25 protein-coding genes, 1 tRNA gene and 1 pseudogene are annotated in these 25,596 nt (G+C 68.1%); 9 read left to right on the top strand and 18 right to left on the bottom strand.

The window, feature by feature from the left end:
• Window positions 1-11: 11 nt before the first annotated feature.
• The 5 genes from ABD743_RS39810 to ABD743_RS39790 all read right to left on the bottom strand — a co-directional run bounded on the left by ABD743_RS39810 (window position 12) and on the right by ABD743_RS39790 (window position 4,156).
• Entirely contained in the window at window positions 12-884 is an 873-nt protein-coding gene (locus ABD743_RS39810; RefSeq protein ID WP_344729130.1) for an LLM class F420-dependent oxidoreductase, read from the bottom strand.
• A 184-nt stretch (window positions 885-1,068) separates the two neighbouring features.
• The gene (locus ABD743_RS39805) at window positions 1,069-1,863 is read right to left on the bottom strand and encodes an SCO1664 family protein (protein WP_344729128.1); all 795 of its coding nucleotides are present in this window, start codon (window positions 1,861-1,863) and stop codon (window positions 1,069-1,071) included.
• 22 nt (window positions 1,864-1,885) lie between these two features.
• A complete protein-coding gene (locus ABD743_RS39800; RefSeq protein WP_241035296.1) occupies window positions 1,886-2,452 on the bottom strand; it encodes a DUF3090 domain-containing protein in 567 nt (188 codons plus the stop codon).
• A 51-nt stretch (window positions 2,453-2,503) separates the two neighbouring features.
• A complete protein-coding gene (locus ABD743_RS39795) occupies window positions 2,504-3,208 on the bottom strand; it encodes a histidine phosphatase family protein (RefSeq protein ID WP_344729126.1) in 705 nt (234 codons plus the stop codon).
• A 126-nt stretch (window positions 3,209-3,334) separates the two neighbouring features.
• Window positions 3,335-4,156 (bottom strand): undecaprenyl-diphosphate phosphatase, encoded by an 822-nt coding sequence (locus ABD743_RS39790; RefSeq protein ID WP_344729124.1) that lies wholly within the window; start codon window positions 4,154-4,156, stop codon window positions 3,335-3,337.
• Between the two features lie 49 nt (window positions 4,157-4,205).
• Here ABD743_RS39790 and ABD743_RS39785 point away from each other — a divergent pair, with 49 nt between their 5' ends.
• Window positions 4,206-5,150, top strand: a complete 945-nt coding sequence (locus tag ABD743_RS39785) for an aldo/keto reductase (RefSeq protein ID WP_344729122.1) — start codon at window positions 4,206-4,208, stop codon at window positions 5,148-5,150.
• A gap of 138 nt (window positions 5,151-5,288) precedes the next feature.
• Window positions 5,289-5,504 carry a DUF5703 family protein gene (locus ABD743_RS39780; RefSeq protein ID WP_344729344.1) on the top strand — a complete coding sequence of 72 codons (216 nt, stop codon included), beginning with the start codon at window positions 5,289-5,291 and terminating at the stop codon, window positions 5,502-5,504.
• Between the two features lie 10 nt (window positions 5,505-5,514).
• Here the strand turns inward: ABD743_RS39780 and ABD743_RS39775 are convergent, their stop codons facing one another.
• On the bottom strand, window positions 5,515-6,297 hold the full coding sequence (locus ABD743_RS39775) for an SDR family oxidoreductase (protein ID WP_344729120.1): 783 nt from the start codon (window positions 6,295-6,297) through the stop codon (window positions 5,515-5,517).
• A complete protein-coding gene (locus tag ABD743_RS39770) occupies window positions 6,298-7,614 on the bottom strand; it encodes a M20/M25/M40 family metallo-hydrolase (protein WP_379658952.1) in 1,317 nt (438 codons plus the stop codon).
• A 90-nt stretch (window positions 7,615-7,704) separates the two neighbouring features.
• Between ABD743_RS39770 and ABD743_RS39765 the strand changes: the two genes are divergently transcribed.
• Window positions 7,705-7,789 (top strand) — tRNA-Leu (locus ABD743_RS39765).
• 290 nt (window positions 7,790-8,079) lie between these two features.
• Here ABD743_RS39765 and ABD743_RS39760 read toward each other — a convergent pair.
• Window positions 8,080-9,132, bottom strand: coding sequence for a hypothetical protein (locus tag ABD743_RS39760; RefSeq protein ID WP_344729118.1), 1,053 nt, complete (start codon window positions 9,130-9,132; stop codon window positions 8,080-8,082).
• On the opposite strand from ABD743_RS39760, the gene ABD743_RS39755 reads away from it, so the two are divergent.
• Window positions 9,116-9,340 carry a hypothetical protein gene (locus ABD743_RS39755; protein WP_344729116.1) on the top strand — a complete coding sequence of 75 codons (225 nt, stop codon included), beginning with the start codon at window positions 9,116-9,118 and terminating at the stop codon, window positions 9,338-9,340. The genes ABD743_RS39760 and ABD743_RS39755 overlap by 17 nt on opposite strands.
• 55 nt (window positions 9,341-9,395) lie before the next feature.
• Here the strand turns inward: ABD743_RS39755 and ABD743_RS39750 are convergent, their stop codons facing one another.
• The 3 genes from ABD743_RS39750 to ABD743_RS39740 form a co-directional block, all read right to left on the bottom strand.
• Complete coding sequence (locus tag ABD743_RS39750) at window positions 9,396-11,177, bottom strand: hypothetical protein (protein WP_344729114.1); 1,782 nt, start codon at window positions 11,175-11,177, stop codon at window positions 9,396-9,398.
• Window positions 11,167-12,072: a hypothetical protein gene (locus ABD743_RS39745; protein WP_344729112.1), complete on the bottom strand. Its 906-nt coding sequence runs from the start codon at window positions 12,070-12,072 to the stop codon at window positions 11,167-11,169. The genes ABD743_RS39750 and ABD743_RS39745 overlap by 11 nt, the downstream gene beginning before the upstream one ends.
• 157 nt (window positions 12,073-12,229) lie before the next feature.
• Entirely contained in the window at window positions 12,230-12,922 is a 693-nt protein-coding gene (locus tag ABD743_RS39740; protein ID WP_344729110.1) for a Crp/Fnr family transcriptional regulator, read from the bottom strand.
• Window positions 12,923-13,044: 122 nt separating this feature from the next.
• On the opposite strand from ABD743_RS39740, the gene ABD743_RS39735 reads away from it, so the two are divergent.
• Window positions 13,045-13,611 carry a Pycsar system effector family protein gene (locus tag ABD743_RS39735; RefSeq protein WP_344729108.1) on the top strand — a complete coding sequence of 189 codons (567 nt, stop codon included), beginning with the start codon at window positions 13,045-13,047 and terminating at the stop codon, window positions 13,609-13,611.
• 121 nt (window positions 13,612-13,732) lie between these two features.
• Here the strand turns inward: ABD743_RS39735 and ABD743_RS39730 are convergent, their stop codons facing one another.
• Window positions 13,733-14,188 (bottom strand): hypothetical protein, encoded by a 456-nt coding sequence (locus tag ABD743_RS39730; protein WP_344729106.1) that lies wholly within the window; start codon window positions 14,186-14,188, stop codon window positions 13,733-13,735.
• Between the two features lie 74 nt (window positions 14,189-14,262).
• Here ABD743_RS39730 and ABD743_RS39725 point away from each other — a divergent pair, with 74 nt between their 5' ends.
• On the top strand, window positions 14,263-15,273 hold the full coding sequence (locus tag ABD743_RS39725) for a transposase (RefSeq protein WP_344729104.1): 1,011 nt from the start codon (window positions 14,263-14,265) through the stop codon (window positions 15,271-15,273).
• The gene (locus ABD743_RS39720; protein ID WP_344729102.1) at window positions 15,267-15,515 is read left to right on the top strand and encodes a transposase; all 249 of its coding nucleotides are present in this window, start codon (window positions 15,267-15,269) and stop codon (window positions 15,513-15,515) included. Before ABD743_RS39725 ends, ABD743_RS39720 begins: the two co-directional genes overlap by 7 nt.
• 43 nt (window positions 15,516-15,558) lie before the next feature.
• Here the strand turns inward: ABD743_RS39720 and ABD743_RS39715 are convergent, their stop codons facing one another.
• From ABD743_RS39715 to ABD743_RS39695, 5 genes and pseudogenes are all read right to left on the bottom strand, one after another.
• Complete coding sequence (locus tag ABD743_RS39715; RefSeq protein ID WP_344729100.1) at window positions 15,559-16,143, bottom strand: hypothetical protein; 585 nt, start codon at window positions 16,141-16,143, stop codon at window positions 15,559-15,561.
• Window positions 16,144-17,200: 1,057 nt separating this feature from the next.
• A pseudogene (locus ABD743_RS39710) lies at window positions 17,201-17,318 on the bottom strand (transposase); the annotation flags it as partial.
• A 194-nt stretch (window positions 17,319-17,512) separates the two neighbouring features.
• Window positions 17,513-18,745, bottom strand: coding sequence for an MFS transporter (locus tag ABD743_RS39705; protein ID WP_344729342.1), 1,233 nt, complete (start codon window positions 18,743-18,745; stop codon window positions 17,513-17,515).
• A 45-nt stretch (window positions 18,746-18,790) separates the two neighbouring features.
• Complete coding sequence (locus ABD743_RS39700) at window positions 18,791-19,972, bottom strand: LLM class flavin-dependent oxidoreductase (RefSeq protein WP_344729098.1); 1,182 nt, start codon at window positions 19,970-19,972, stop codon at window positions 18,791-18,793.
• A gap of 849 nt (window positions 19,973-20,821) precedes the next feature.
• A complete protein-coding gene (locus tag ABD743_RS39695; RefSeq protein ID WP_344729096.1) occupies window positions 20,822-21,598 on the bottom strand; it encodes a methyltransferase domain-containing protein in 777 nt (258 codons plus the stop codon).
• Window positions 21,599-22,329: 731 nt separating this feature from the next.
• On the opposite strand from ABD743_RS39695, the gene ABD743_RS39690 reads away from it, so the two are divergent.
• Entirely contained in the window at window positions 22,330-23,265 is a 936-nt protein-coding gene (locus ABD743_RS39690) for a LysR family transcriptional regulator (protein WP_344729094.1), read from the top strand.
• Between the two features lie 294 nt (window positions 23,266-23,559).
• Here ABD743_RS39690 and ABD743_RS39685 read toward each other — a convergent pair whose 3' ends face one another.
• On the bottom strand, window positions 23,560-24,414 hold the full coding sequence (locus ABD743_RS39685; protein ID WP_344729092.1) for an SDR family NAD(P)-dependent oxidoreductase: 855 nt from the start codon (window positions 24,412-24,414) through the stop codon (window positions 23,560-23,562).
• Between the two features lie 158 nt (window positions 24,415-24,572).
• Here ABD743_RS39685 and ABD743_RS39680 point away from each other — a divergent pair, with 158 nt between their 5' ends.
• Entirely contained in the window at window positions 24,573-25,448 is an 876-nt protein-coding gene (locus ABD743_RS39680; protein WP_344729090.1) for a helix-turn-helix transcriptional regulator, read from the top strand.
• The last annotated feature ends 148 nt before the right edge of the window (window positions 25,449-25,596 follow it).

Genomic DNA, 25,596 nt, shown 5'->3' with positions numbered 1-25,596 from the left:
GCGGCGGGACGTCAGAACTTCGCGGCGGCCGGCACGACCTCACGCCCGAGGAGCTCCAACGGCGTGATCTCCCACATGCCGGGCACGTAGCCGTGCACCTCGGCGACGCCCAGCGCTGCCAGCTGCTCTACGCGCCCGAGGATCGCGTCGACCTTCTCGCCCTTCTCGCCGGGGTCGAGGGACATCATGACGGTCTTCTCGATCTCGTCGTACGGACGACCGACCGCCTCGCAGTGCCCCCGCAGCACGTTCAGCTTGTGCTCCAGCTCGGGCCCGTCGAACAGGTTGCAGGCCTGCGCGTACTGCGCCACGAGCCGCAGTGTCTTCTTCTCCCCGCCACCACCGATCAGGATCGGCGGGTGCGGCCGGCTCAGCGGCTGCGGGACGTTCAGCGTCCGCCCGAGCCGGTAGTGCTTCCCCGCGTAGGGGCCGTCCTCGTCCCCCCACATCTGCAAGCAGATCTGCAGGCTCTCTTCCAGTCGCTCGAACCGCTCGGCGGTGGGCGGGAACAGCAGCCCGAGGCCGTTCGCCTCTTCTTCGTTCCACCCGGCGCCGATCCCCAGCCAGGCGCGTCCGCCCGAGAGCACATCCAGCGTGCTGACCATCTTCGCGAGCATCCCGGGCTCCCGGTATGTCGCCGCCGTGACCCAGGCCAGCAGCTGCACCCGTGACGTGCGCGCCGCGAGGTAGCCGAGGGTGGTGTACGCCTCGAGCATGTCGTTCTCGGCCGGCCCGATACCGCGGATCTGCCAGATGTGGTCCATGACGCTCACCCGCGCGAAGCCAGCGTCCTCAGCCGTGGTGACGATCCGCGTCAGGTCGTCGGCGAGCCCGGACGGCCCTGCCGGATAGGTGAAATTGGCGATGTGCAGGCCGATCTCCACGTGCGTGACTCCTCTACCGCGTGTCCCATGTGGGTCATCAAGCACGGTAGTCCGCGCGCATTCCGGTATGCCTGGGCCTACCGATACCAGGCAATGGCGAAGAGAGGCGGTGAACGCGAGGTATCGGGGGTACGGCAGGGGAGTACCGGGGGTACGGCAGGGGGGTACCGGGGGTACCGCAGGCTCAGAAGGCCGGCCAGGGAATGGCGGGGCCGTAGCCGGAGGGCTCGGGATAGCACGGGTCGGCGAGCATCGCGTCCACGCGAGCCGACAACGTGCGCATCTCGCGGCGGGTGATGTGCTCGCCCAGCGTGTCGCAGAGCCCGTCGTCGAGCTCGGAGCGCAGGCGGCCCATCGCCTCCATGACGTGCTCGGGCAGCGGCCTGCCCACCCAGCCCCACAGCACCGTGCGGAGCTTCTCCTCGGTGTGCAGGCACAGCCCGTGGTCGACGCCGTAGACATTGCCGTCGAGCCCCGCGAGGACGTGGCCGCCCTTGCGGTCGGCGTTGTTGGTGACCACGTCGAACGCGGCCATCGCCTGCAGCTCCGGTGTGTCGGCGTGCACGAGCACGGCGGGCTCGCCGCGGTCACCGCGCGCCCGCAGCACCCCCAGCCAGCCCTGCGGCACGTCCTTCGGAGCGCAGACGTCGACGAGCTCGCGCTCGTCGTCGGTGTCCACCCAGATCTGCACCATCCCGGGCCCGAACGGGCCGTTGCGCAGCACCGTCGGCGGCACGACATGCAGGCCCGCGGCCTCGGACACCAGGTATGTCGCCACCTCGCGCCCGGCGAGCGTGCCGTCCGGGAAGTCCCAGAGCGGGCGCTCGCCGCGCACCGGTTTGTAGACGCACTGCGCCTCGAGCCCGTTGGTGGTGATGGTGCCGAACAGGGTGGCGTTCGAGGCGTCCACCAGTCGTCCGGTGATCTCTATCCGGCCTCGCCGGAGTAGTTCCGGCACAGCCGGGTCGCGAGGGTCCACGTGCGTCAGCGTCGGTCTCTCGTCAGTCCCCGACCGGGGAGCGCTCGTGGTAGCCGTTCAGCCGCACGCACACGTGACCCTCAGGGTCGAGTGGCTCGGCGCACAACGGGCAGGGTGGACGCCCGGCGGACACCACCCGCTCCGCCCTGTCCGCGAATGCGCGGGCCTGCACGGGCGAGAGGAACACGCGAAGAGCGTCGGGGCCCTCCTCGGTGTCGTCGAGGACGACGGACTCGTCGACCTCCTCGTCGGTGACCGCGAGCAGTTCGACGACGATGGACCGCGAGTCGGCGTCCCAGCCCAGGCCCATGGTGCCGACCCGGAACTCCTCCTCGAGCGGCACGGCCAGCGGGTCGAGATCGCTGCCACCTGTGCCCTCGGGAACTTCGTCGCCGAACCGGCGCGCCACCTCCTGCAGCAACGCGCTGATGCGGTCGGCGAGCACCGAGACCTGCTGTTTCTCCAGCAGGACGCTGATCGTGCGAGCGTCCTCGATGGCCTGCAGGTAGAAGGAGCGGTCGCCGGGTTCGCCAACGGTCCCGGCGACGAAGCGCTCGGGCTGGCGGAAGACATGGATGACGCGTGACATGACGCCATCGAGAGTAAGCCACCGCGGCCCGCACGGCACGTCCTCGGTCGATCAGGTACCGGTGCTGCCGCCCACCACCGCGTCCGAGCTGCGAGTGGTCGTCTTGCGCCGGCGTTTCGGCTTCGGGGGGATCAGCCCGGCAACGTCACCGCCGAGGTCGTTGACCCGTGCGACGAACGGCCGGGTGTCGGTGTAGTGCACGACGCTGATCGAGCCCGGGTCGACCACGATGCGCTGAAAGTTGTCCAGGTGGGTGGCCAGCGCATCGGCCAGCACGGCCTTGATCACGTCGCCGTGGGTGCACGCCAGCCACACCGCGGTGGGCCCGTGCTCCTCGGCGATCCGCGCCCCGTGCCTGCGCACAGCGGCCACCGCGCGGGCCTGCATGCCCGCCAGCCCCTCACCACCTGGGAACACGGCCGCGGACGGGTGCGCCTGCACGACCTTCCACAGCGGCTCCTTGAACAACGTCTTGAGCGCAGCCCCGGTCCACGACCCGTAGTCGACCTCGGCGAGCTCGGGCTCCGACACAGGCGTCAGTCCACGGTCCTTCGCCAGCGGGGCGATGGTCTGCTCGCACCGCACCATCGGCGAGGAGACGATCTCCGAGACAGGAACGCCCGTGAGCCGGTCCACCAGCTTCTGCGCCTGCTCCAGCCCCACGTCGTCCAGTTCCACACCAGGGCTGCGCCCGGCGAGGACACCGGCCGCATTGGCCGCCGACCTGCCGTGGCGGAGCAGGATGAGGGTGGTCACGTCAGCTCCTCTCCCACGTTTCGTCACGGCCTCGCCGGGCCCGTCGGGGTCCGGTCACGATCACCGAGCCTACGTGTCATGGACGGACGAGGGCTGCGGCTGCGCTGTCGAGCCCCCTCGGGACGGTCAGATCGCGGCGAGCCAGCCCGCGCTCAGTGCCACGAACAGCACCGCGCCCAGAATCACTCGATACCAGACGAACAGGTACACGCTGTGCCGTTCGACGTAGCGCAGCAGCCATGCGATCGAGGCGTAGCCGATGGCGAACGCGATGACGGTGGCGACGGCCATCTGCAGCGGGCTCGGCCCGTCACCGGCCAAGACGTCGGGAAGTTGGAACAGTCCTGATGCGACCACGGCCGGGATCGCGAGCAGGAACGAGTAGCGCACCGCGGCGGGGCGGGTGAAGCCGAGGAACAGCCCAGCGGTGATCGTGCCGCCGGAGCGGGAGACCCCGGGGATCAACGCCATCGCCTGCGCGAAGCCGAGCAGGATGCCGTCCACCGGCTTCATCTGATCCAGCTCCAGCCGCTGCCTGCCCACCCGCTCGGCGAGCCCGAGCAGCAGGCCGAACAGGATCAGCGTGGTCGCGATGAGCCAGAGGTTGCGGGCTGCGGTCTGGATCTGGTCTTCGAAGATCACGCCGAGCAGGCCGATCGGGATCGTGCCGATGATCACGAGCCAGGCCATCCGGTAGTCCGGCGTGGTACGGACGGCCGCGTTCGTGAAGCCGCGGAACCAGGTGGCGACGAGGTGCCCGATGTCGCGCGCGAAGAACACGATCACCGCGAGTTCGGTGCCCAGCTGGGTGACCGCGGTGAACGCCGCGCCCGCATCGCGGCCGAAGAAGACCTCGGACACGATCCGTAGATGGGCCGACGAGGAGATCGGCAGGAACTCCGTCAAACCTTGCACAACGCCGAGAACCAGCACTTCCAGCCAAGTCACGCGCGGACCGTACCGAGACCCCGGTCGTGGTCCCGCCTAGGCTCTTCTTGTGCGGCGGCGACGGGTCGGGACCAGCGGGCTGGAGGTGTCGCACATCGGCCTCGGCACCCTGACGTGGGGTGCCGACACCGATGCCGACGCCGCGAAGGCTCAGCTCGCCGCATTCGTCGACGCAGGCGGCACCCTCGTGGAGACCTCCGACGCCTATGGCGACGGCGCTGCGCAGGAGACTTTGCGTGGGGTCCTCGCGTCCGCCGTGGCGCGTGAGCAACTCGTGATCGCCGGGCGAGCCTCGCTGCCCGGTGGCCCGCTCGGGGACGGCGCGGCGCGTGGCGCTCTCCTCGCGGCGCTCGACGCCACGCTCGCCCGGCTCGGCATCGACCACCTGGATCTCTGGCAGCTGCCCGGCTTCGACGCCACCGTCCCGCTGGAGGAGACGCTCTCCGCGGTGCAGCTGGCCGTGATGGCAGGCAAGGTGCGCTACGCGGGGCTCGTCGCTCCCGCGGGGTGGCAACTCGCCACGGTGGCCGAGCGCGGGCGGACCCTCGGCAGCATCACGGTGCCGGTGTCGGCACAGGTGGAGTACTCCCTGCTGTCCCGCGACGTCGAGCACGAGCTCCTCCCTGCCGCGCAGCACCACGGACTCGGACTCCTGGCCTGGGCACCGCTCGGGCGCGGTGTCCTCACCGGCAAGTACGCCGACGGCACCCCTGCCGACTCGCGCGCGGCGTCGCCCACGCTGGCGCCCTACGTGGAGGCACGGCGCAACGAGCGCTCGGCCCGGATCGTGCAGGCCGTGCTCACGGCGGCCGACGGGCTGGGCACCTCACCGCTCTCGGTTGCGCTGGCGTGGGTGCGCGACCGGCCCGGTGTGGCCGCGGCGATCGTCGGGGCTAGGGACGCCGCGCAGCTGGCTGCGTCGATGGCGGCCGAGACGGTGACGTTGCCGCCCGAGATAAGGTCCGCGCTCGACGACGTGAGCGCCACGCGTTGAGCGCGCGAGAACCTGGCACGTCACCGCGGCCGGGCCTATGGTGTGGGGATTCCACCCGGCGTTCACCACAACGTCGGATTCTGCAGGTGGGCGAGCTGGCGGGGAGGTGAGCCGGTGGAGCGAAGCGGCCCGACCGGCATGATCGAGGGGGATTCTGCAGACGGGGACTGGGAGTACCGCCCGGTCCAGCTACCCGGTGATGTTTCCCGGATGACCGCGGCGGTGCGACTGGCGATCCAGGCCGAGTTCGGCGGCTGGGAGCTTTCGCGCGTGCGGCTCTACCCGGGCGGTGTCCGGAAGGTGTGGCTGCGCCGGCGGCGAAGCTCGAGGATGCTCCCCGAGCTCTCCGTCTAGCCCGTCCCCATCAGTGGGTTAGTGGTTCCGCCCACGACACCCCTGTCGGTGGAAGTGTGCCGCCCTTCGGGCCCGGCACCCCTTGGAAGGCGTACGGGGCAGGCTCGCGCCCTGGCTGCACGAACCAACACTCCCCCGGCTCCCCGCGCTCGAGGATCGACTCGATCGCCGCCACCACGTCCTCCGGGGCGAGCAGGGGGAAGTCAGCGAACTTCGGCTTGACATGCGCGATGAGCGGGGTGTCGGCGAAGCCGGGACAGACCGCGTTCACCCGAATCCCCTCGGGCGCAAGCGTGGGACCAACCGCGCGGACGTACCCGACCACCGCGTGCTTCGTCAGCGTGTAGAGCGCATCGCCGGGCAGAGGAGCCAGGCCCGCCAGCGACGCCGTGACCACGATGTTGCCGCCACCCGCCCGCCGCAGGGCCGGCACGGCTGCCGTCAACCCGTAGACCACGTGATCGACGTTGACACCCATGATCCTTCGGTACGCCGCCAGATCGAGCGTCTCCACGCCCGACTGACCCGCCGTGACCCCGGCGTTCAGCAGCACGATGTTGAGCCGGCCGAACGCGTCCTCGGCCACGTCGACGGCCATCGTCATCGTGTCGGGCTCCGACGCGTCGCCGGGCAGGGCCAGCCCGCCCACCTCCTCGGCGAGGGCCCGCGCCCCGGCCTCGTCCCGGTCGGCGACGGCGACGACGGCCCCGGCGGCGGCCAGCCTCCGCACTGCGGCGGCCCCGATCCCCGACGCCCCGCCGGTCACCAGGGCGGCTTTGCCCGTGAGATCCATTCAGCAACTCCTCAAGAAGGTGTCGAGTACACGGCAGCCGAACTTCAAGGACTCGACGGGCACCCGCTCGTCGATCCCGTGGAAGAGCGACGCGAAGTCCAGGTCGGGCGGGAGCCGCAGTGGGGCGAAGCCGTAGCACTCCATGCCGAGCGACTGGAACGACTTCGCGTCGGTGCCACCGGAGAGCATGTACGGCACGGCCGTCGCCCCAGGGTCCTCCGTGAGCAACGCGGCGGCCATCGCGTCGGTGAGCGGGGTGCCGAACGGGGTCTCTACAGCAGGCAGGTTCTGCACCCACTCCCGCGTGACGTCCGGACCGAGCAGCTCGTCCACCTCGCGCAGGAACGCCTTCTCCCGCCCGGGCAGCACGCGGCAGTCGACCACCGCCTCGGCCGACGAGGGGATGACGTTGGCCTTGTAGCCCGCCGAGAGCATGGTCGGGTTGGCCGTGTCGCGGACGGTGGCGCCCACCATCCGGGCGAGCGGTCCGAGCTTGGCGAGCGCTCCTTCCAGGTCGTCCTCGGGGAACTCCTGCCCGGTGAGCTCGGCCATCCGCTCGGTGAAGGCACGCACGGTGTCGGTGAGCACCAGCGGGAACCTGTGATTGCCCAGCCGCGCCACCGCCTCGGCGACCTTCGTCACGGCGTTGTCGTCGTGCAGGAAGGAGCCGTGCCCGGGCTTGCCACGAGCGCGCAGCCTCATCCAGGCGAGCCCCTTCTCGGCGGTCTCCACGAGGTAGACGCGGCGGTCCTCGGCGAGCGTCAGGGAGAACCCGCCCACCTCGCCGACGGCCTCGGTACAACCCTCGAACAGGTCGGGCCGGTTCGCGACGAGCCACTGGGCGCCCAGGCTCCCACCGGCCTCCTCGTCGGCGACGAAGGCGAAGACGATGTCGCGCGGCGGCACCACCCCGTCGCGCTTGAACCGGCGGGCGACCGCGAGCGTCATCCCCACCATGTTCTTCATGTCCACCGCACCGCGGCCCCAGACGTAGCCGTCCTGCACCGCCCCGGAGAACGGGTGCACCGACCACTCAGCGGGGTCGGCGGGCACCACGTCGAGGTGGCCGTGCACGAGCAGCGCCCCCCGCTCCGGGTCGGCGCCCTTCAGCCGGCAGAACACGTTGCCACGCCGGGGAGCGCCCGACTCGAGGACCTCGACCTCGTAGCCGACCTCGGTCAGCTTCGCCGCCACGTACTCCGCGGCCTCCCGCTCACCGACGAGGGTCTCGGGATCCGCGGTGTTCGTGGTGTCGATCCGGATCAGCTCGGACGTGAGCTCGACTACCTCGTCCTCCGCTGCAAGAGTGCTGGCCACGCCGATCTTCCTACCACCGGAGGTCCCCGCGCGGGGCCCCGGCGCGCGTGGGCTATCCTTTTGCTCGCGCGCCGGGAGGCCGCGCAGCTTGTCCGAGTGGCGGAATGGCAGACGCGCTAGCTTGAGGTGCTAGTGCCCTTTAACGGGCGTGGGGGTTCAAGTCCCCCCTCGGACACAACATCAAGTCGCCGATCAGGCGCGCTGGCACCTCTCTTGATGAGGCTGGGCCGAGTCAGCAGGTCAGTGGCGTGTGGCTCAACTCTGCCACCGCCTTGCCCCGACGCCCTGTGAGTCCGTCAAGACGGCAGGGTTCTTCGACCCGCTGAGCCCGGCGACCGCCACCGAGAGAGTCGGCAGCTGATTCGTCGAGCGACTGTTGCTACGCACACCGCGCCGCTCGAGACCCCGATCTCGATGAGCAGCTTCCTGAGTTCCGGCCTGGGACTGTTGCGACGACAGGCTCGCTCAGGTCATCGGGGCCGCAGGTGGAGGCGCATCCTCGTCTGGCTCATCCGGCGACACGACGTGGAGACCGAACAGCCGGCGGATGCGGTCCGCTGTGGCCGGATGGAAGTCGGCAGCCAGGTTGGCGAACTCATGCGCGAACCTGATACGGCGCGGATCACCGTCCGGGAACATCGCGTCAAGCAGGCGCCGCAGGTTGTCCTCGGGAGCACTACCCCCGCCGTTGCCGGCGCCGGCGCCTCCGACGAAGGCCGCGAGCTGTTGTGGCGTCAGCGGCTCCCCACTGACAGTCCGGCCGGGATCCTCGCCGTCCTGCGCCACCGCACTGAGGCGCTGCAATGTGTCGATCAGTTCCACCGCCTGTTCGATGTTGTCGACGTGCCGCGCCAGCCACCAGACCAGCGCACTGCCGGTGCTTTGCAGCGCCTCATCGTGGAGGTACTCGCGGATGCCGCGCTCAGTCGCAAACTTCGCCTCGTTCAACCGCACCTGCCGACGTTGGTCCGCCATATCGCGCACCGCTTTGCTTTGCTCCTCAGGGACGGTGATGTCGACGTCTGTGGCCGACACCTGCACTATGTGCCGCTGATCGTTCTCTTCGACGCCGAGTGCTGCTGCGACCCGGTGCTGGGCCAAATCACGGTCGGCGGGCGCGAACGTGCTGGTGATGGCGACCGCTCTCTGCAAGACGGCGTCCTTCGCCAGCGCTGACGGCTCGGCGTGCGGAATCTGCCTCTGGTTGGGGACGACACGCCACCGGACAGTGGCGGAGAGCTGAAAGGCGTAGCCATCCATGCTGCTGCCGACGGTGGCCTGCAACTGCGCCGTTTGCACCGCCGGTCGCGGGTCGATCGGCGGCGCCGACCACGCCGGCACCGGCGCCAGCGCCTCGCTGCGAGGACGCCGCCCCCACCGGACCGCGACAACGACGGCCACCAAGACGACAATGGCAATGATGTAAACCCAGCTCGGCCATCCAAGGCCAGTGCCGACGGCCAGAGGAAGCACGATAGCGAGCAATGCCATCGCGCCGAACATGACGTTGTCGTTCATCGTTCCCTCATCCGCTCAATCCGAAGCCGTCCCGCGCGTCGCCGCGGGCCCGGTTGATGGCGGCATCCAGCCGCCAGAAAGCGGCGATACGCCGCGCGGCAACCTCGTCGTCGATAGCCGATTGGCGCAGCCACCCGAGACCGATTACGAAGAGGTCCGACAGCGGCTCGATCGCTCCGTCGCAGGCCTCGACGAGGACGCCCAGTAGTGGATCCGAGCCGTCGGTGTGCGCATGTACGGTCAGCCAGGTCCTGACGAATTCCTCATACCCAGGTCGCCGATCCGCGAGCACGAATTTCCAGCACGCGACGAGCTGACTGTGGACCACTGGATCCGCAATCAGAGGCCTGCTCTGGTGTGCTGCGTCGGTCAGCCGCTCCGGGCCGGCGATCCGCAGGAATAGGTTGTGATTCAGCGGTACTGTCATTCGATCTCGCCCAGGCTCGGCCAAGCGGGACAACGTTCGTCGGAAGAATCCGACGTTTCCAGCAAGCTCCACGATCACGTCGCCCGCACTGCGGGAAACCTCTGCATCGCCGTGGCGGACGTAGAGGTGATGAAGCCGGGTGAGCGCCTCGCCGGGCCGGTACGGTTCGATCTCCTGAACACATAGAGCGACTACCAAGTACGCCAGGTCTGAATTGAAGCTGAGAATCCTTCGACCAATCGTAGAACTTTTGGCGTACTTGGCGCCCTCCGTCCGCATGGCGCAAGCCGCGGACAAGCAGCTCCTCGGCAGAGGTCATCCCAGCTCGACTGGAGGTCGCCCACTCCGAGGCGGCGCGGATTAGGTCGTCGGTCCGCCCCACGTGGAGGCACTGCTCGGCGAACCGCCTGGCGGCCGACCGCCAGTCCGTCTCGTCAAGCCCTTCCATCCCGCCGCAGGCGGTGATCCAATCGCGGAAGTTATCGCGGAGCCCTGGGTAGTTGACCCAGAAGTGCTTCAGCGCCGCCGGACCATGGCCTGGGGTCATGAACCGCACCCGACGGTTCGGCCCGGTCTGGGCGGCAATGGCCTGGACCCTGTCTGCCATGTCGGGCCGATCCAGTTCATGCACCTCGCCGGGCGGGTACTCCAACAACTCGAGCAGTTTCCACTCGGCCGCGAAGACGGTATCGACGGGGCATCCCTCGAATGTCGCGGTGGCGAGCATCAATGGCAGCAGTCGCTTTTCTCGGTAGCCTCTGATCTCGTCGGCCACCTTCGATGCCGTCGCGGATGCGTTCCACGCTCGTTCGAACCAGTCGTCGAAGGAGGCCGAGGGATCACCCAGCCGCGCCTCCCCGACATTTGACGCCAGCAACGCGATGTCGCGCATTGGCACGCGGCTCGCCCAGTTCTCGACCTCGACGTGCCGGGCGCCGGCCACGTACTCGATGCCGTCCGCCTGTAGGTGCCGGTACAGGACGCCCATCCCGTCAGGACGTCCAAGAGGCGCCACCGATCGGCGGAGCTCCGGCTCGATAGTCCAGGGCCGGTCGCGCGGCAGGACGACCGCGAGGTACGCCTTCCGCTCGCGGATCGCCTCCCGAAACCATGGAAACTCGCGTTGAAAAATCGGCAGGCGCTCGTGGTTGTCGAGCAGGTCGAACAACAGCCGATCGCCTTCTACAACGTCATCCAGTCTCAGCAGATCAGCATATGAATCGTCACGAGAATCAGGCAGCAGCTCCCGGGTAGGGCCGCCGTCTCTGCCGCCGCAGAGGCTGAGCAGGCGCAGCGCGGCGCTCCGAATGCCGCTGCCCGGCCGTCCGTGCAGCAGTACAGCTCCCGGCACGGCGAGCATCGCCGTAGCCCGCTTCCACCCCGGGGGCTCGACGAAGCACAGCTCGAGGCGTTGCGCCTCCTCCCCGAGCGGCTGCTGACGAATCCGCTTCAGGATATCACCAGAACCAAAGTAGCTATTGTACTGATCACCTAGCCCGCTGTGAGTGGGGCCGGAGGTGTTGCCGATATAGGTTCCGAGATCACGGCCGACCCGCCCGAGGCCGAAAGAGACGGGCGGCTCCTCAGGAACGGGGACGGGCTCTGACTCAGCCGTCACCGCGGTCCTCCCTGCGGCGCCGCTTCGGAGCCGGCGCGTTGTACTGGTCACCCTTGCCGGAGTGACCGGGCCCGTTGAACTGGTCGCCACGACCGCTGTGTACCGGCGCGTGGATGTCGCCGTTGTAGACGGTGCCCACGGAGCCGCCGACCGATCCAATCCCGACATTCCCGCCTTGGTTCACCGTGTTCTGTCCCCACACATCGCCGACCGTGCTGTGCCTAGATCTGGAATCGACCGGAGGCGACTGCGGACTTTCATTGGACGTAATGGTCGGGTCATCGGGCGGCCGGAACCCGTGCTTCAACAGACCGCCGGTCGGACAGGGCACCCGCAGGTAGGCCGTGCCCTCGTAGCTTTTGACCTGCACCGGTGCTTCCACGTAGAAGCCTGGGTCATCCGCGGCATACCCGGATAAGACGGCGTCCTCGTACGCCCGCGCAGAGACGATCGCCGCAACACACGTAGCATCCGTCGACCGGGCGAGCAGGTCCCGGACGGGCTCGGCATCAAGGAGTCGGTGCGTTTCGATCCTCGCGTTGCCGCTGCCATCACTGATTGTGTTCTGACCCGAATACGTCACCGGGCCGACGTGCACGCTCACACGCATGCGTATCACTTCCTGCGCATGGGCCGCCCTACCCGCGCGATTGCGGTATGCCAGCTCGTTCTGGAGTTCCACCAATAGCGGATTGATCAAGTACGGCAGCACCGCCGAACGGAAGCCGAGGACGTACCCGTCGCCGGTGGTCCCCTGGAACCGGACGTCGTCCAGCATCTCCATGAGATTCGCCCTCCGGAACGCATCCCGCAGGATGCGTGGAATCTCCTCGGTGAGCTCGGCATGGCGCCGCCCAGGTGTACCACTAAAATCCTTCATGTCCACGATGAACAACGCGTGGTACGACGGAAGATCAACAGGCTTCGGCCCACATGTCTCTACTCGAGAACTCATGACTCTCCACATTCCGCTACGTCGGCTTGCGCTCAAAGACTCGCCGGATCGGCGGAGCCCGACTGTCCGCAGGCGGACAACCATCTAGTGACGCTGCTCACAGCGGCTCCTCGGGGTCCCCGCCGATGCCGGCGAGCCGTGTCAACCGGGACAGATCGCGGACCACGAGCTGACGCCCTCGCACGAGGACACCCGCAGCACGCAGGGCCGCGATCTGCTCCGCCACGGTGCTGCGAGCGAGGCCGAGTGCGTCGGCGATGCCTGTCTGCGTGAACGGGACCCGCAGCGGATCAGCAGTCGAGCAGGCGAGCGCGATGACATCGATCAGGAGGCGTGCGATGCGCTGCCGTGGGGTGAAGTGCACGAGTTGCAGCTGGTAGGGGACAGTTTCCGACAGCTTCGCGATCAGATAGTCGCGTAAAGCGTCGTGGGCCCTCTCGGCGACGAGGAAGCGTTCGAACGCGTCGGTTGATACGTAGCAGGCGGTGCAGTCGTCCAGGGCGACGACGGTGGCCGTCCGCCGAGCCTCACTACGCAGCCCCATCTCGCCGACCAGGTCACCGGCGCCCCGCAGCGCGTGGAGCAGCTGCCCGCCGTCCTGCGCCAGCGCGGAGATCCGAAGCCGGCCCATCATCACCGCCAGAACGAACCCACCGCGCTCGCCCTGCTGCAGCAGAGTCTGGCCCCGTCGGTACCTGCGGGTGCTACCCGCCCCACAGAGCGCCGACCACTGCCGCGGACCGAGGAGGGCGGCGAACCCCCTGTCCGGACTTCCGCCACCGCAGGTCACACCGAAGTCCTACCGCCCATCGTGATCGTCGTGAACGATCTACATCTGATTCGCCCGAAGAGAGCATGCCGGGCACATGGCGCTGCTGAGATGACAGTGGTGGCGGTGAGCCGCCACAGGAGGTGGTCAACCTGTTCGGTCGATGGTGGTCACAGGACGTAGAGAGGCCCAAGCCACAACCGAGCAACTCCACCGGCGCAGCGGCCTTCGCCTGGCAGGTTCATCAGGCGCAGGAGGCGTGGACGAGCAAGGTCGACACGAAGGGATCGATCCTTCTCGCTCTAGAAGGCGGTGCCCTGTTCGCAGCGCTGTCGGCTAGCGGCAAGGACGGCGCGCTCGCCAGGCTCGACGGATGGCGGCAGGCGGTGGAGATCGGCGGCATCAGCGCGCTGATCCTCGCCATGGTCGCTGCGGGGCTCGCGGTGTTCCCGATGCTAGGCAGCGTTCGACGGCAGTACGCCCAACACCGGACGCACGTCGTGTACTTCGGCCATCTGCGTCACTGGGAACCAGCAGACCTGCAACGGCGGCTGCGGGACCTGCGCCCGGAGGACCAGTTCGAATCGCTGGCCGACCAGCTCGTGCGCGCCGGGAGGATGAACTGGGCGAAGTACCGGCTCGTCCAATTCTCGCTCGTGCTGGCACTGGTCGGGGTCCTCGCCGTGAGCACAGCCGCCTTCTTCCCGTGATCCGGTTCGCCCAGACAGCGCGCTGCGCGCCCGCGATGGCAACCACGGATCGTGTCGGCCGACACCATGGGCCGGGTCTTGGCGCTAGTTAGGGTGTGTCTGCTTACTCAAACAGCGCCGGTCATGTCAGGGCGAGCCGTGTGGTTAGTGCGCAAGTCCCCCCTCGGACACACTCGTCGGCCACACTCATTCTGAGTGTGGCCCTACCACCCTCGTCGGTCGGTCGGAAGCGGACCGTGACGTCGAGTTCCTTGTACAAACGGGCAAGCCGCTGCGACTTCGCCAGGTCTAGCGCGGCATGGACGTCGCCCGGCGCGTGCACTTCGGCGGTGCCGTCGACGTCGCGGCAGGCCTGGGCCCTGCCGGAGATGGGCCGCGCTGCGTCCCACACGGCGCGAGCCTGGTTGATCCCCTCCACCACCGACCCCGGCTCCACCCCGGCAGCGATGACGTTCTGAAACAGCTCGAGCACCGTCTCCGCCTCAGCTAGCCGCCTCCGTACCGCCACCTCGGCCGCGAGCACACCCGGGCCGTCTTGCGACGCCACCAGCGCCTGCACGGTCGCGTCGCGGTTCACGGAGTCGAACAGCCGTCCCAGCAGGCGTTGATCGCCTCGGCCAGATGCTTCTCCCGCAGGTTCACCGTCACCGGATGATCCGCCGGCGCGGGCGAGCCCGGCGCGAGCCGGCTCGCCTTGCACCGGTAGTAGGCCCGAGTGCGGACCATGCCGCCCTGCGCCGGCCGGGCCGGGCCTGCGCCGCGGTGCTGGCCGGTCTCGGGGTGCCGATCTCGCGCTCGACGGTGTTGCGGGTGCTGATGGCCCTCCCGATCCCGCAGACACCCGCGCCCAGGGTGCTGAGCGTGGACGATGTCGCGCTGCGGCGTGGACACCGCTACGCGACGATGCTGATCGACGCGGTCACCCATCAGCGGATCGATGTGCTGCCCGACCGCAAGGCCGCCACGCTTGCTGCGTGGCTGCGCGAGCACCCCGGCGCCGAGATCGTCTGCCGCGACGGTTCGGCCGCCTACGCGGAGGCAATCCGCCAGGGTGCACCCCAGGCGGTGCAGGTCAGCGACCGCTGGCACTTGTGGCACGGCCTGGGCGCAGCGGTGGAGAAGACCGTCATCGCCCACAGCACCTGCTGGCGCGCATGCCCGTCCGGCCCGGTCCGGGCGATCGACGAACGGACCCGGGCCCGCCACGCGGCCGTGCACGAGCTGCTCGGCCAGGGTGCGGGCCTGCTGGAATGTTCCCGCCGCCTGGGGTGGGCGCTGAACACGGTCAAGCGCTACGCCCGCGCTGCCACGGCCGAGGAGTTGCAGCGGCCACCGCGCTACGGCCGGACCCTGGTCGATCCGTATCGGGATCATCTGCGCCGCCGGTTGGCCGCCGAGCCTGGCGTGGCGGTGACCCGGCTGTTGGACGGGATCCGCGAGCTGGGCTATACCGGCAGTGCGAACCAGTTGGTGCGCTACCTCAACCAGGGTCGCGCCCACGCTGAGCGGACGTCCCCGTCGCCGCGGCGCCTGGTGTCGTGGATCATGACCCGGTCCGCGGATCTGCCCGAGCACGAGCGTGGTCACCTGGACGAGTTGCTGGCCGCTTGCCCGCACCTCATGATCCTCGCCGAGCAGGTCCGCGCCTTCGCCGAGTGCTAACCACCCGGCGCAGCGCCGAACTGGAGGGGTGGATGAGCGCGGTCGAAGCCAGCGAGCTTCCCCCACTGCATGCCTTCGTCCGTGGCCTGCGCAAGGACCTGCCGGCGGTGGTCGCGGCACTGACCATGCCCTACAGCAACGGCCCGATTGAGGGCGCCAACACCAAGGTCGAACTCCTCAAGCGACAGATGTATGGCAGAGCAGGCTTCCGGCTGCTCCGACACCGGATCCTGCTCAGCTGAGCCCGCCACCACCTCTTCTGGGCCAGAGCCGTTGTTCTTACGGTCACGAAAAAGCTGATGCTGCGTGGATCTCTACGTTGAGTTGGGAACTCATACGTCGCGCCACGTTGTTCAGATGCTTGGGGTTGGTGTCGTTGTGCGTCGCACTGAAAGTAGGACGCGCGTCGGAGCTCATATAGCGACCAGAGAATTCGTTTACTTCAAATCGCTCGTTCTCTTCATTCCACTCTAAATGCCCTGCAATGCGAGCAGAACCAATTTTGGTCTTCCCATCGGATTCGAAGCGAGCGCCAACAGTTGGGTGACCCTGCCGATCTAAACTGTTGCGGAGGCGCCCTCCCGTGAGCGTGGGATCTTTTTCTCTCATGCCGCGAAGGAGCCTCTCGAACTCGTCCTTCTCGATAGTTCCGCTTATCCTGTCGACACCTATATAGATGTCTCCGTTGTCAGCGACGGTGAAGATCCATCTCGCGTTGAGTCTTTCCAGGAGCAGCTTCCTGGGAAATTCCTTGAGTGGATACCACATAGGGTTGAGTCGGAGCGACATGTCGTCAGAAAGCTCCTCGGGATGCAAATCAGTGGGATTGACACTCTCGCCGTAATCACGCTTCGCCTTCCACTGTTCCATGCGATCCCATACTCCCTGCACCGGAATGGCCGCGCGACGCTCGATCCCGAGCCCATCGGACCGTTGGATCAACGCCATCGTGGCCCGGTTTCCAATCAATCTCTGGATTGCGATCCATCTATCGACAATCGCACCATCATAGTGAGTCGAAAGAGGGGAGGGTTGACGCCTCGAGGCTGGGGGCCGTTGCGATTTTCCATCCCTATCATCGGCGGGTCGAATGCCATCGTGACGCACGATTCACTCCTCCATATGGACTGACACCATGAACGACGGTTGATTGCGGACTGCACGGATTTCGATTTACCAGTGGTCGAGTGGTCGGCCAATGACGTGGCTCTCCGCGATAGCGGTCGCACGCTCACCACACTTCTGAACCGTCCATTCTGCTGGTGACCCGATCCAGCGGCCCCGCCGTCGACATTCGCGTCCTGGGCGCCGCCGCAGCGGCAGCTTTCAGCGCGCAACCTTCGCATCCCCCTGAAACGATCACCGAGCGCGCTGCGTAGTCTCACCATGACCACGATTTGGCTTGCGGCGCATCTCATGGCCGCGGGCGTGCTCGCGAGAATGTGCCGCGCGGCATAGGAACGGGCCAAGTAGCAACACGCCGCTCGAACCCAGGCTTGGGACAGCAGTCACAGTTCACCGAGACCAATTGAGCCCGACGATCGTCCATCGCAGCAGGGCGTCGAAAAGTCGCCGCGCATTGCACTCATACTGAACCCTTTTCATGTCACTCAGCAATAACCCCTGAGGGGCATATTGCTGTGACTGCTCGACTCGGCGGCAGTTACACGGGACAATGACTGACGTGTCATAGAGCGTGTTTGAGAGGGGCCGGCGTGTCTGCGTGATCACCCGCTTGTCTTGGTCCACCGTGGACCAGCGCCCGGACGTGAGACTGAGCCGCGTACTCGCCAGCGCACCTACCCCGTCTGATACCAGCGATGCGCAGAGTCCGCGACAGAGCGCGACTTCGCGCAGACCGTGTTCGGGTCCAGGTACGACTCGCTTCCCCATCCGCGGGTCGACACTCCAGGCCGGCAGCAGATCGCAACCACCGTTCGGCCCGACAGCGCCGCTCGAGGAGCCAGTTGGAGAAGTCGCTGTCCTGACGACGCTGGGGAATGGCGAGCTCGAGGGTGGCGGCACGGGTGGAAGTTGCGGTGGCGCTCGCTGCGGCTGAGCAGCCGCAGTGACGCTAAGCATGTAGTCCGCTCGTCAGCACCGCGCCGGCCGTCTACCCGGGCCTGGCCGTCCGAAGGGAAGCATCTCCACTCCGGCACCGCGCTAACCCCGTAAAAATAACCACGTAGCAGAAAAAATAACGGCACCGCGCCACCATGCAAGCAACTCAAAATCAAGCTCAGGTGCCGGCTGCGTCCCTGGCCGCGACCTGGGCCGTCTGGCGCGCCCGCACCCGCGGGGCGGTCTCCGGGAGGAACAGCGCTGCGACGCCGGATGCCGTGATGAGCCCGGCCGCGAGCAATATCGCCGCCTGCAGGCCGAAGTTGTCGGCCAGAACGCCGCCCAGGATCGGCATCAGGAAGGTACCGACAATCACGCCGGCGAAGTTGATCGAGCCCATCGCTGAACCCTGCTCGTCTTCCGGCAGCAGCTCGGAGACCACGGTGGCGGCCGCGAGCGGAATGATCAGGCCGTTGAAGAACGAGCTCAGCGCGAGGAATGTGGCCGCAGCCGCCACGCCGAAGTCGCCGACCGCGAACAGCAGCATAAACACGCCGCTGAGCACGCCACCGAAGAAGATCGCCGGTTTACGGCCGGTAAAGTCCGAACAATACGGCAGCAGTAGGGTGCCGGCCACCCCGGCGATACCGAAGATGGACAGGATGGCGCCCGCGGTGACCAGGCTGACGCCGATCTCGTCGGTCAGATACAGCGTGTTGTACGTGACGCCGACCTGCAGCCAACCCAGCGCGGCGGCCTGAATGATCATCAGGACGACCACGCTGGGGTAGCGGACCACCCCGACCAGCTTGCGCCAGTCGGGCTTCGATTGGGCCCGCGTGGCCACGGCGGTCCGGGGCGGCTCGCGCATGACGAAGTACAGCGCCAGCACGACGAAGAAGAAGACGCCGCCGATGATGGCGAACGCCGGCCGCCACCCGAGGGACTCGGCCATCTGCGTGATGACGATCGCGCCGAGCACGCTGCCGAACAACGGGTAGCCCATGGTGAACACCGACTGCACAAAGGCGCGCCGCTTGGCCGGGAACTCGGCGGCGAGCACCGCCTGCGAGTTCGGCCACCCGACTCCGTCACCAATCCCGACGAACTCCCGGACAACGAACAGCGACCAGAAGTTCCACGTCCCGCCCATCGCGGCGGTCGCCCCCACGGCGAGGAAGGCGCCGGGCAGCAGGACCCTCCGCCGTCCATAGTGGTCGGACAGCCACCCGGACAGCCAGCTGCTGATCGCCCAGGTGAACGAAGTCCCGGAGACCAGCAGACCCGCTTGCCAGAACGCGAGGCCGAACTCGTCTCGGATGGCCGGCAACACGAATCCGATGCCGACCCGGTTGAGCCCGACCAGCCCCCAGAACGCGGTCAGCAGACCCAGGATTACCCACGGATACATCGAGCGGCCATTGCTCGTAGTCATCGTGATCACACCATTCTCGGTTCACTGGCGCACCTGGACGTCATGGGCTTGCAGCGCGGGTAACACCTCCTTGGCGAATCGCCGAATTTGACTGAGAAAAAGCTCCTGGGGCATCGCACCGCGGTTGAGGTTGACCAGCACCCGACCCGCGCCGGTTGCGTCGGCGTGGTCGATGATCCGCTGGGTGACCTCGTCCGCGGTGCCCCATGGCCACTGCTGCGCCCGCTGGACGATGTCGTCGAGGGTCAGATTGCGGTAGTCGGCCCGCGCGCGCTGTGCGGCGGGGAGGTTCTCCGGCCGGACGTAGTCGAGCGACGAGTCGCTCACGTAGCCCGCCTTGCGCTGCAGGTCGTGTTCGGTGATGTTGCCATGGCTGAACAGGGTCTGGTTGAAGTAACGCAGGTACGGCCCCGCCTCGTCGATCGCCTGCTGCTTGCTGTCGGCCACGTACGGGCTCATCGAGAGGTGCACATGCTCGGCGGTCCGCTCACGGCCGTGTTCGCGCAGGCAGTCGGTGTAGTGCCGGAGCACGTCCGCGCGCAGGCCGGGATGCTCCACGCCCGGCGTGATCGACACGTTGTTCCGGGCGGCCCACTCGATGGTCTCCTTGCTGCTGGTGACCGGAACCCAGATCGGCGGGTGCGGTTGCTGCACCGGGCGGGGCCAGATGGCGACGTCATGGCAGGACCAGAACTTCCCCTCGAAGGAGAAGACCTCCTCGGTCCACAACCCGCGGATGATCTCGGCAGCCTCTTCGAACCTGGGTCGCGACTCGGCCATCGGCACACCGAATACGGCGTGCTCGCGCGGGATTCCTCGCCCGAACCCGGCCACGATCCGCCCGTTCGACAGGCAGTCGAGCATCGCCAGTTCCTCGGCCAGCCGGATCGGGTCGTGCAGCGGCAGCAGGTTGGCGTAAATGTGCAGTTTCAGTCGCTTCGTCCGCTGCGCCGCGGATGCTGCGAGCAGGTTCGGCGAGTTCATCAACCCGTACGGGGAGGTGTGGTGCTCGTTGAACCCGACGCCGTCGTAACCAAGCCGGTCGAGTTCCTCCCAGGCGTCGAGATGCTCCGCATAGGTGCGGACCGCAACCGCGGGATCGAAGTACCGCTTGGCCAGCGGCCACGGAAGCTCGCCATCGTCCTGCTTGAGGTGCTCAACATGCTCTGCGTACGGCACCAGGTCAAAGACCACTACCTCCACGGCGCAGCTCCCAGCTGTGAGGTCTCGTCAGTGTTCAAACAGGGAACGGAATGTCCATACGCCATCCTCTGCAAGTTGGACAACATGTACCGGTCAAGATCGCGCTGATCTGCGCATGATGTCGGCGATGGGCTAGGCAATTTGTCTCGGAGCCGCCGGCGCAGTTGGCTCCTCCGCGGTCGCCGGAGCTGCGCGAGCGCATCGCGGCTCCCCGGGCTCGGGCCCGCCCGTGCTGATCTCGATCTTCGGCACGTTGCACGTGATGGGCGCCCGCTCATAGCGGCCGGAGCGATCAGGCGGTGCCACGCGGCAACCCCGTCGACTCCTGATGGTGGAGTCGTGGGGCGCCACATCGGTCGTTGTCACCTCGCGGTGTACAAGGGCGAGCAGGATGCGCAAGCCGGCTCGTGATCACGACGCTCGATCTAGAACGAGGCGTGTGGTTAGTGCGCGACGCCCCCTCGGACGCAGTCGTTAGCCGCACTCATTCTGAGTGTGGCTCTACCACCCTCGTCGGTCGGTCGGAAACCGACCGTGACGTCGAGTTCCTTGATGCCGTCCACCACCGGCCCCGGCTCCACCCCGGCCGCGATGACGTTCTGAAACCGCTTGATTGCCGGGAGCACCGGAACCCGGGACCGCACCACCCGGTCGGGAGCAGCTCGACGACCTGGCCCAGACGGGAGCATCGCATTCGACCTGCAAGGCCCGCTCCCGGGTCAAGGCGCGATATCGGATCGACCGTCAGCCGAGACACCGCTCGGCCACGACGTCGTGGGGTCGGCCTACCGACGGCGCCAGGCGATGCTCGCCAGAGTCGCGAAGCCGCACGTCCCTGCAGGAACTGGGTCAGATTGCCGTTACCAGGAATACGTACCGGTTCATGCTGTACACGTAGTCGCCTTCGGCGCTGCGCGCGCGAAGGTCAGCCCGCCACGCTTGGGCGTCGGCCTCGGTCAGGCCCTGCCGACCTACGACGAAGTTGGCCATCGTGTCCATCATGCGGATACTGAACGAATCCGGCGCCATCTGCGGGTTGAACATCACGTACACGTGCCGTCCGGTGATCTCGAATCCGGCGCGGCGCAGCAGCCCGGGGAGGGTACGTGGCAGGCGGGGGTGCACGAGGTGCTCCTCCCACGCCGCCAGGACGCGTCGGTGCAGCTCCAGGTCGGCCGTGTGCCACACGAGCGAATCCGCGTCCGTGTCGAGGATCAATGCTCGCCCGCCGGGCCGTAGGACCCGCCGCAGTTCGCTGAGCGCGCCCGTGATGTCGGCAACGTACTCATAGACCTGGGTCGACACCGCGGCATCGAATGTGCCGTCGGGATACGGCAGCGCGACGGCGTCTCCCTCGTCGATATGTGCCCATGGCGTACCACTGGTGCGAGCGGCAGCCAGCTCGTTCATCGCCAAGCTCTGCTCCAGACCGTGTGTCGCGCCCGTCGAGCCGACCGCCTCTGCGATCAACGCCAGCAGATAACCTGGCCCGGATCCGACATCGAGCACACGCTCGCCCGGTTGTGGAGCGAGCAATGACATCACATATTTCCGTTGCGCCTCGACATCAGGGCTCGCATACAGTCGCTCGGTACGTCGCGCGCCGTTCCCGTCGAACTTCAACATGGTTAATCTCCAATACTACGGCGTGGGCCTGTCACAATCCTCGACATCGCAGTCGATCACGTCACAGAGAAATCAAGCGCGCCACGGCGCTAGATCGAAATACGGCCGATGGAGCCACCCGTGAGTCGGAAATCGACGACACTGCCCACTGGGGGTATCGATTCCCTCCCGCCAATACGGCCCGGGCGCCAGATCCGGGCCACCGTGGCGAAAGAGATCTTCAGCTCCGCGGGCGGCAGTCGCGCCGACCGGTGCGTAACCCCCGAACGCACCGGCAGGCGGCCATCGTCGGCGAGGGTGGCCACGACCACGTCGCGCTCATCGATCTTTACCGGACGACCACTGCGCGGCAGGTCCTCAACGCCCGAATCCCGCCGGCGTCGTAACGGACGCCGTCGGCCGGCTCGTCCCGGCCCGTCGCGCGATCTCGGCAGTGGCCAACCCCTCCGCGGCCAACGACACGATCCGCGCCCGTTGGACCACACCGGCTCACACCGAGATCCGGGTCAAGGCCTCCAGCCGAAACTGATCCCCCTCACGGGGCGGATCGGGCGGCGGCCGGCGTACCGGGAGGCGGCAGGGTCAACCCGGTCAGTCGGTTCGGACCACCGCGGGCCGCCGCGGGCATCTGCTGTCAGGGGTTCCATGCCGTCATCGTCTAGCTGCCACCGCAGTCTCGCCACGACCAGCTGCCTCATTGCTGGGAGGCATAGCCTCCCAGCCGAGTTAGCATGACGACCGTGGAGCTGCGCCAAGTGCGGTACTTGGTTGCGGTCGCCGAGGAGCTGAACTTCGGCCGAGCTGCCAAGCGCCTGCTGATCGCGGGCCCCTCCCTGTCCCAGCAGATCAAGGCGCTCGAACTGGATCTGGGCGTACGCCTGTTCGATCGCGACCGCCGCTCGGTGTCGCTCACTCCGGCCGGGGCGGCCCTGCTGCCGTACGCCCGTGACCTGGTGGAACGGGCCGACGACCTCAAACGCCGCGCCGTCCGGCTGTCCGAATCCGATCCCGTACGACTCGGCTACGTCACCTGGCTTCCGCCGGACCTGCCCACCCGCACCGCCGCCGCGGCACGGCTGCTCCTCGACGTGTGGACCGCACCCTCCCACACGCAAGCCGACCGAGTCGCCGACGGCAGCCTGGACCTCGCGGTGTGCTGGGTGCGGACCAAAGACGTGAAACGGCGCGGCCTGCACGCCCGGACCATCGGCGCCCACTGGCTTTACGCCGTTGCCGGCGATACCGACACCGGCGAAATACCCGCCCGGGACACCGTCGTCCTGGTCGACGACGACACCACGTCCTGGTCATCCTGGAACGCCTACGCCGAGGAACTGGCCCGGGGCACCGGGGCCCGCGTGGTAGGCATCTCCGACGGAGGCATCACGGGCCCGGCCTTCTTCGATCACGTCCGCCGCAGCAGCCGACCGTTGATCTACGCTCCGATGGGCCACTCCACGCCCCTGCCGCGCGACCTCGTGCGACGCCCGGTCGTCGCCCCGGAAATCTACTGGACCTGGCTGCTCGTCTGGCGTGCGAGCGAAGACCGGCCCTCCGTCCTCGCCGCCGTCGACGCGCTCTGCGAGGGCATCGGCGACATCGGCATCCACGCCTCTGACGTATGGGTCCCGGAGGGGACCCATACCGGCGCTCGGCACCGCCGCTGACGTGGCCTGACAGGGCTGCAACTACCAACTCTGCGAGGAAGCCGGTCCCAGCCGGACCACTGGCGATCTTCGCCCCGCGAGCCCGGTCGCCAGGTCGCCGACCTCGGCGCGCCCCGGCAGTCGCTCTCGGTAGCTCGATCGGCATTCCCCGCGCCCTACGGTCCACACCGGTTCGAACCGGCGCTGTCGGCCTCACGGTGTAGTCGATGCGGCGGCAGGCACGACCGTTGATTGGCGTCGCGTGGTACTTGCCTCACCCGGCGACATGATCCGGTGGCCCAGGGATCACCCGGGTCAGGCGATCCCGGCCCGGACGCCGTGGGCGAGGCGGGACAGGTCCTGGCCGGCCTCCCAGGTGGCGAGGCGCTTGTCGTACTCGCCGCGTATGGCCTCGACGCCCTTGATGCCGAACAACACGCGCAGCGGCGGCTCGGCCAGGTCGGCCAGGGCCAGCAGCGCGTCGCCGGTCGACTCCGTCCGCCCGAGCTCGAGGTTGTGGGCGGCGGCCTCGGAGTAGAGCAGCTCGCGGGCGTGGCCGTAGGCAGGATGAGGGGTGGTCTGGGGGGACTGGGCGGTGAGGCCGGTGGAGAACATGATCGGCTCGATCATGGTGACGTGGATGCCGAAGGGGGCGACCTCGCCGGCGAGGGACTCGCTCACGGCTTCGAGTGCCCACTTGGAGGCGTGGTAGAGCCCGAGGGCGGGGTAGGCCACGACCCCGCCCAGGGAGGTGACCTGCATGATGTGTCCGTGGCCGCGTGCGCGCATCCTGGGCAGTACCGCTCGAGTGGTCCACAGAGCACCGAAGTAGTTGACCTCCATCTGCTCGCGCACCTGAGCGTCGGTGGCCTCTTCCAGGGCACCGCGGAGCATGTGGCCGGCGTTGTTGACCAGGACGTCGATGCCGCCGAAGCGGTCCTCGGCGCGGGTGACGGCTGCGCCGACGGCGGTGGTGTCGGTGACGTCGAGTGCGAGGGGCAGGACGCGGTCGCCATGGGCTTCGGCGAGCGGGCGCAGGGAGTCGACGTCGCGCGCGGTCGCGACCAGATTGTCGCCGCGCTCGACGATCGCCCGGGCCCAGATGGCACCGAGGCCGCGGGAGGCGCCGGTGAGGAACCAGGTCCGGGGGGTGTTGGAGATGCTCGTCATGGTGGCTCCCTTGCGCGGGTGGCGCGGTGGCTCGGTGCCGGGCGGGTCCCGGTCGCTGACACCGATCCTGGGGGCGGCGGCCGGGGGCAGGCAGAGGTAACCCGACCAGGGATCGGCGGTCCCTGGATCGCATGGGCACGACGCCACACACTGGTCCGGTGGACACCGCGCAGCTGGCCGAGTTCCTCCGGGCCCGACGCGAGTCGCTGACGCCCGCAGACGTCCGGCTGCCCACGTCCACGCGGCGGCGAACGCCTGGGCTGCGCCGCGAGGAGGTCGCCCGCCTCGCCGACATCTCCACGGACTACTACACGCGCCTGGAGCAGAACCGCGCCCCACAGCCGTCCCCGTCGGTCCTGCGCGCCCTGACCCGGGCCCTGCGGCTGAGCCGCGACGAGCGGGACCACCTCTTCCGGCTGGCCGGGCACGGGGTCCCCGAGCGCCGCGGCCCGGACGACCACGTCTCGCCGGCCCTGCTCACCGTGCTCGACCGGCTGACCGACCTGCCGGCCCAGGTCATGAACGACCTCGGAATGACGTTGGCGCAGAACGACCTTGCCCGCGCGGTGTTCGGCGACGCGGGGCAGTACGAGGGCGACGCGCGCTCCGTCGTGCACCGGTGGTTCACCGATCCCGCCTCCCGCGCCGCCTGGCCGGCCGAGGAGCATGACGACGAGTCGCGGGCGCTCGTGGCGAACCTGCGCGCGGCGTTCGGGCGACGCGGGGACCTGCAGATCAAGGGGCTCGTCGAGCGCCTGCGGGCGGCGAGTCCCGAGTTCGCCGCACTGTGGACCCAGCACGACGTGGCCGTCCTGCGTGGCCGACGTAAGAAGCTCGTGCACCCTGAGGTCGGGCTGCTCGAGCTCGACTGCGAGGCCCTCCTGGAGGAGGGGCTCACGCAGATGCTCGCGCTGTTCGTCCCGGTGCCGGGCACCCCGACCGCGGAGCGACTCTCTGTGCTGGCGGTGCTCGGCCCCCACGCCTGGGCCGGAGGAGCGCAGCCGTTCGACCACCTCGGGGAGGCCACGGGGTGACGCCGGCTTGGTATCCAACCCCTTGGTCCGCCGCATCACCCGCGAGGTCGCCGGGAACGACGACGGCGGAACGGGCCCGGGGTTGAGGCACTGGTACACACAACCCAGAATCTCGGGCTGGACCGACACCGCGCGAGGTTGTCCGGAA

The sequence above is a fragment of the Pseudonocardia yunnanensis genome, from assembly GCF_039534065.1.
Lineage (GTDB): Bacteria > Actinomycetota > Actinomycetes > Mycobacteriales > Pseudonocardiaceae > Pseudonocardia > Pseudonocardia yunnanensis.
The sequence above is the reverse complement of the archived record's forward strand: the minus strand, read 5'-3'. Positions and strand labels throughout refer to the sequence as shown.

Bases quoted from the DNA above. Each gene is read 5' to 3' on its own strand.
- ABD743_RS39800 (WP_241035296.1), bottom strand. From the start codon at position 2,452: ATGTCACGCGTCATCCATGTCTTCCGCCAGCCCGAGCGCTTCGTCGCC.
- ABD743_RS39780 (WP_344729344.1), top strand. From the start codon at position 5,289: ATGATCGAGGGGGATTCTGCAGACGGGGACTGGGAGTACCGCCCGGTC.
- ABD743_RS39775 (WP_344729120.1), bottom strand. From the start codon at position 6,297: ATGGATCTCACGGGCAAAGCCGCCCTGGTGACCGGCGGGGCGTCGGGG.
- ABD743_RS39755 (WP_344729116.1), top strand. From the start codon at position 9,116: ATGACGTTGTCGTTCATCGTTCCCTCATCCGCTCAATCCGAAGCCGTC.
- ABD743_RS39760 (WP_344729118.1), bottom strand. From the start codon at position 9,132: ATGAACGACAACGTCATGTTCGGCGCGATGGCATTGCTCGCTATCGTG.
- ABD743_RS39725 (WP_344729104.1), top strand. From the start codon at position 14,263: ATGATCCGCCGGCGCGGGCGAGCCCGGCGCGAGCCGGCTCGCCTTGCA.
- ABD743_RS39715 (WP_344729100.1), bottom strand. From the start codon at position 16,143: ATGGAACAGTGGAAGGCGAAGCGTGATTACGGCGAGAGTGTCAATCCC.
- ABD743_RS39705 (WP_344729342.1), bottom strand. From the start codon at position 18,745: ATGTATCCGTGGGTAATCCTGGGTCTGCTGACCGCGTTCTGGGGGCTG.
- ABD743_RS39695 (WP_344729096.1), bottom strand. From the start codon at position 21,598: ATGTTGAAGTTCGACGGGAACGGCGCGCGACGTACCGAGCGACTGTAT.
- ABD743_RS39690 (WP_344729094.1), top strand. From the start codon at position 22,330: ATGACGACCGTGGAGCTGCGCCAAGTGCGGTACTTGGTTGCGGTCGCC.
- ABD743_RS39685 (WP_344729092.1), bottom strand. From the start codon at position 24,414: ATGACGAGCATCTCCAACACCCCCCGGACCTGGTTCCTCACCGGCGCC.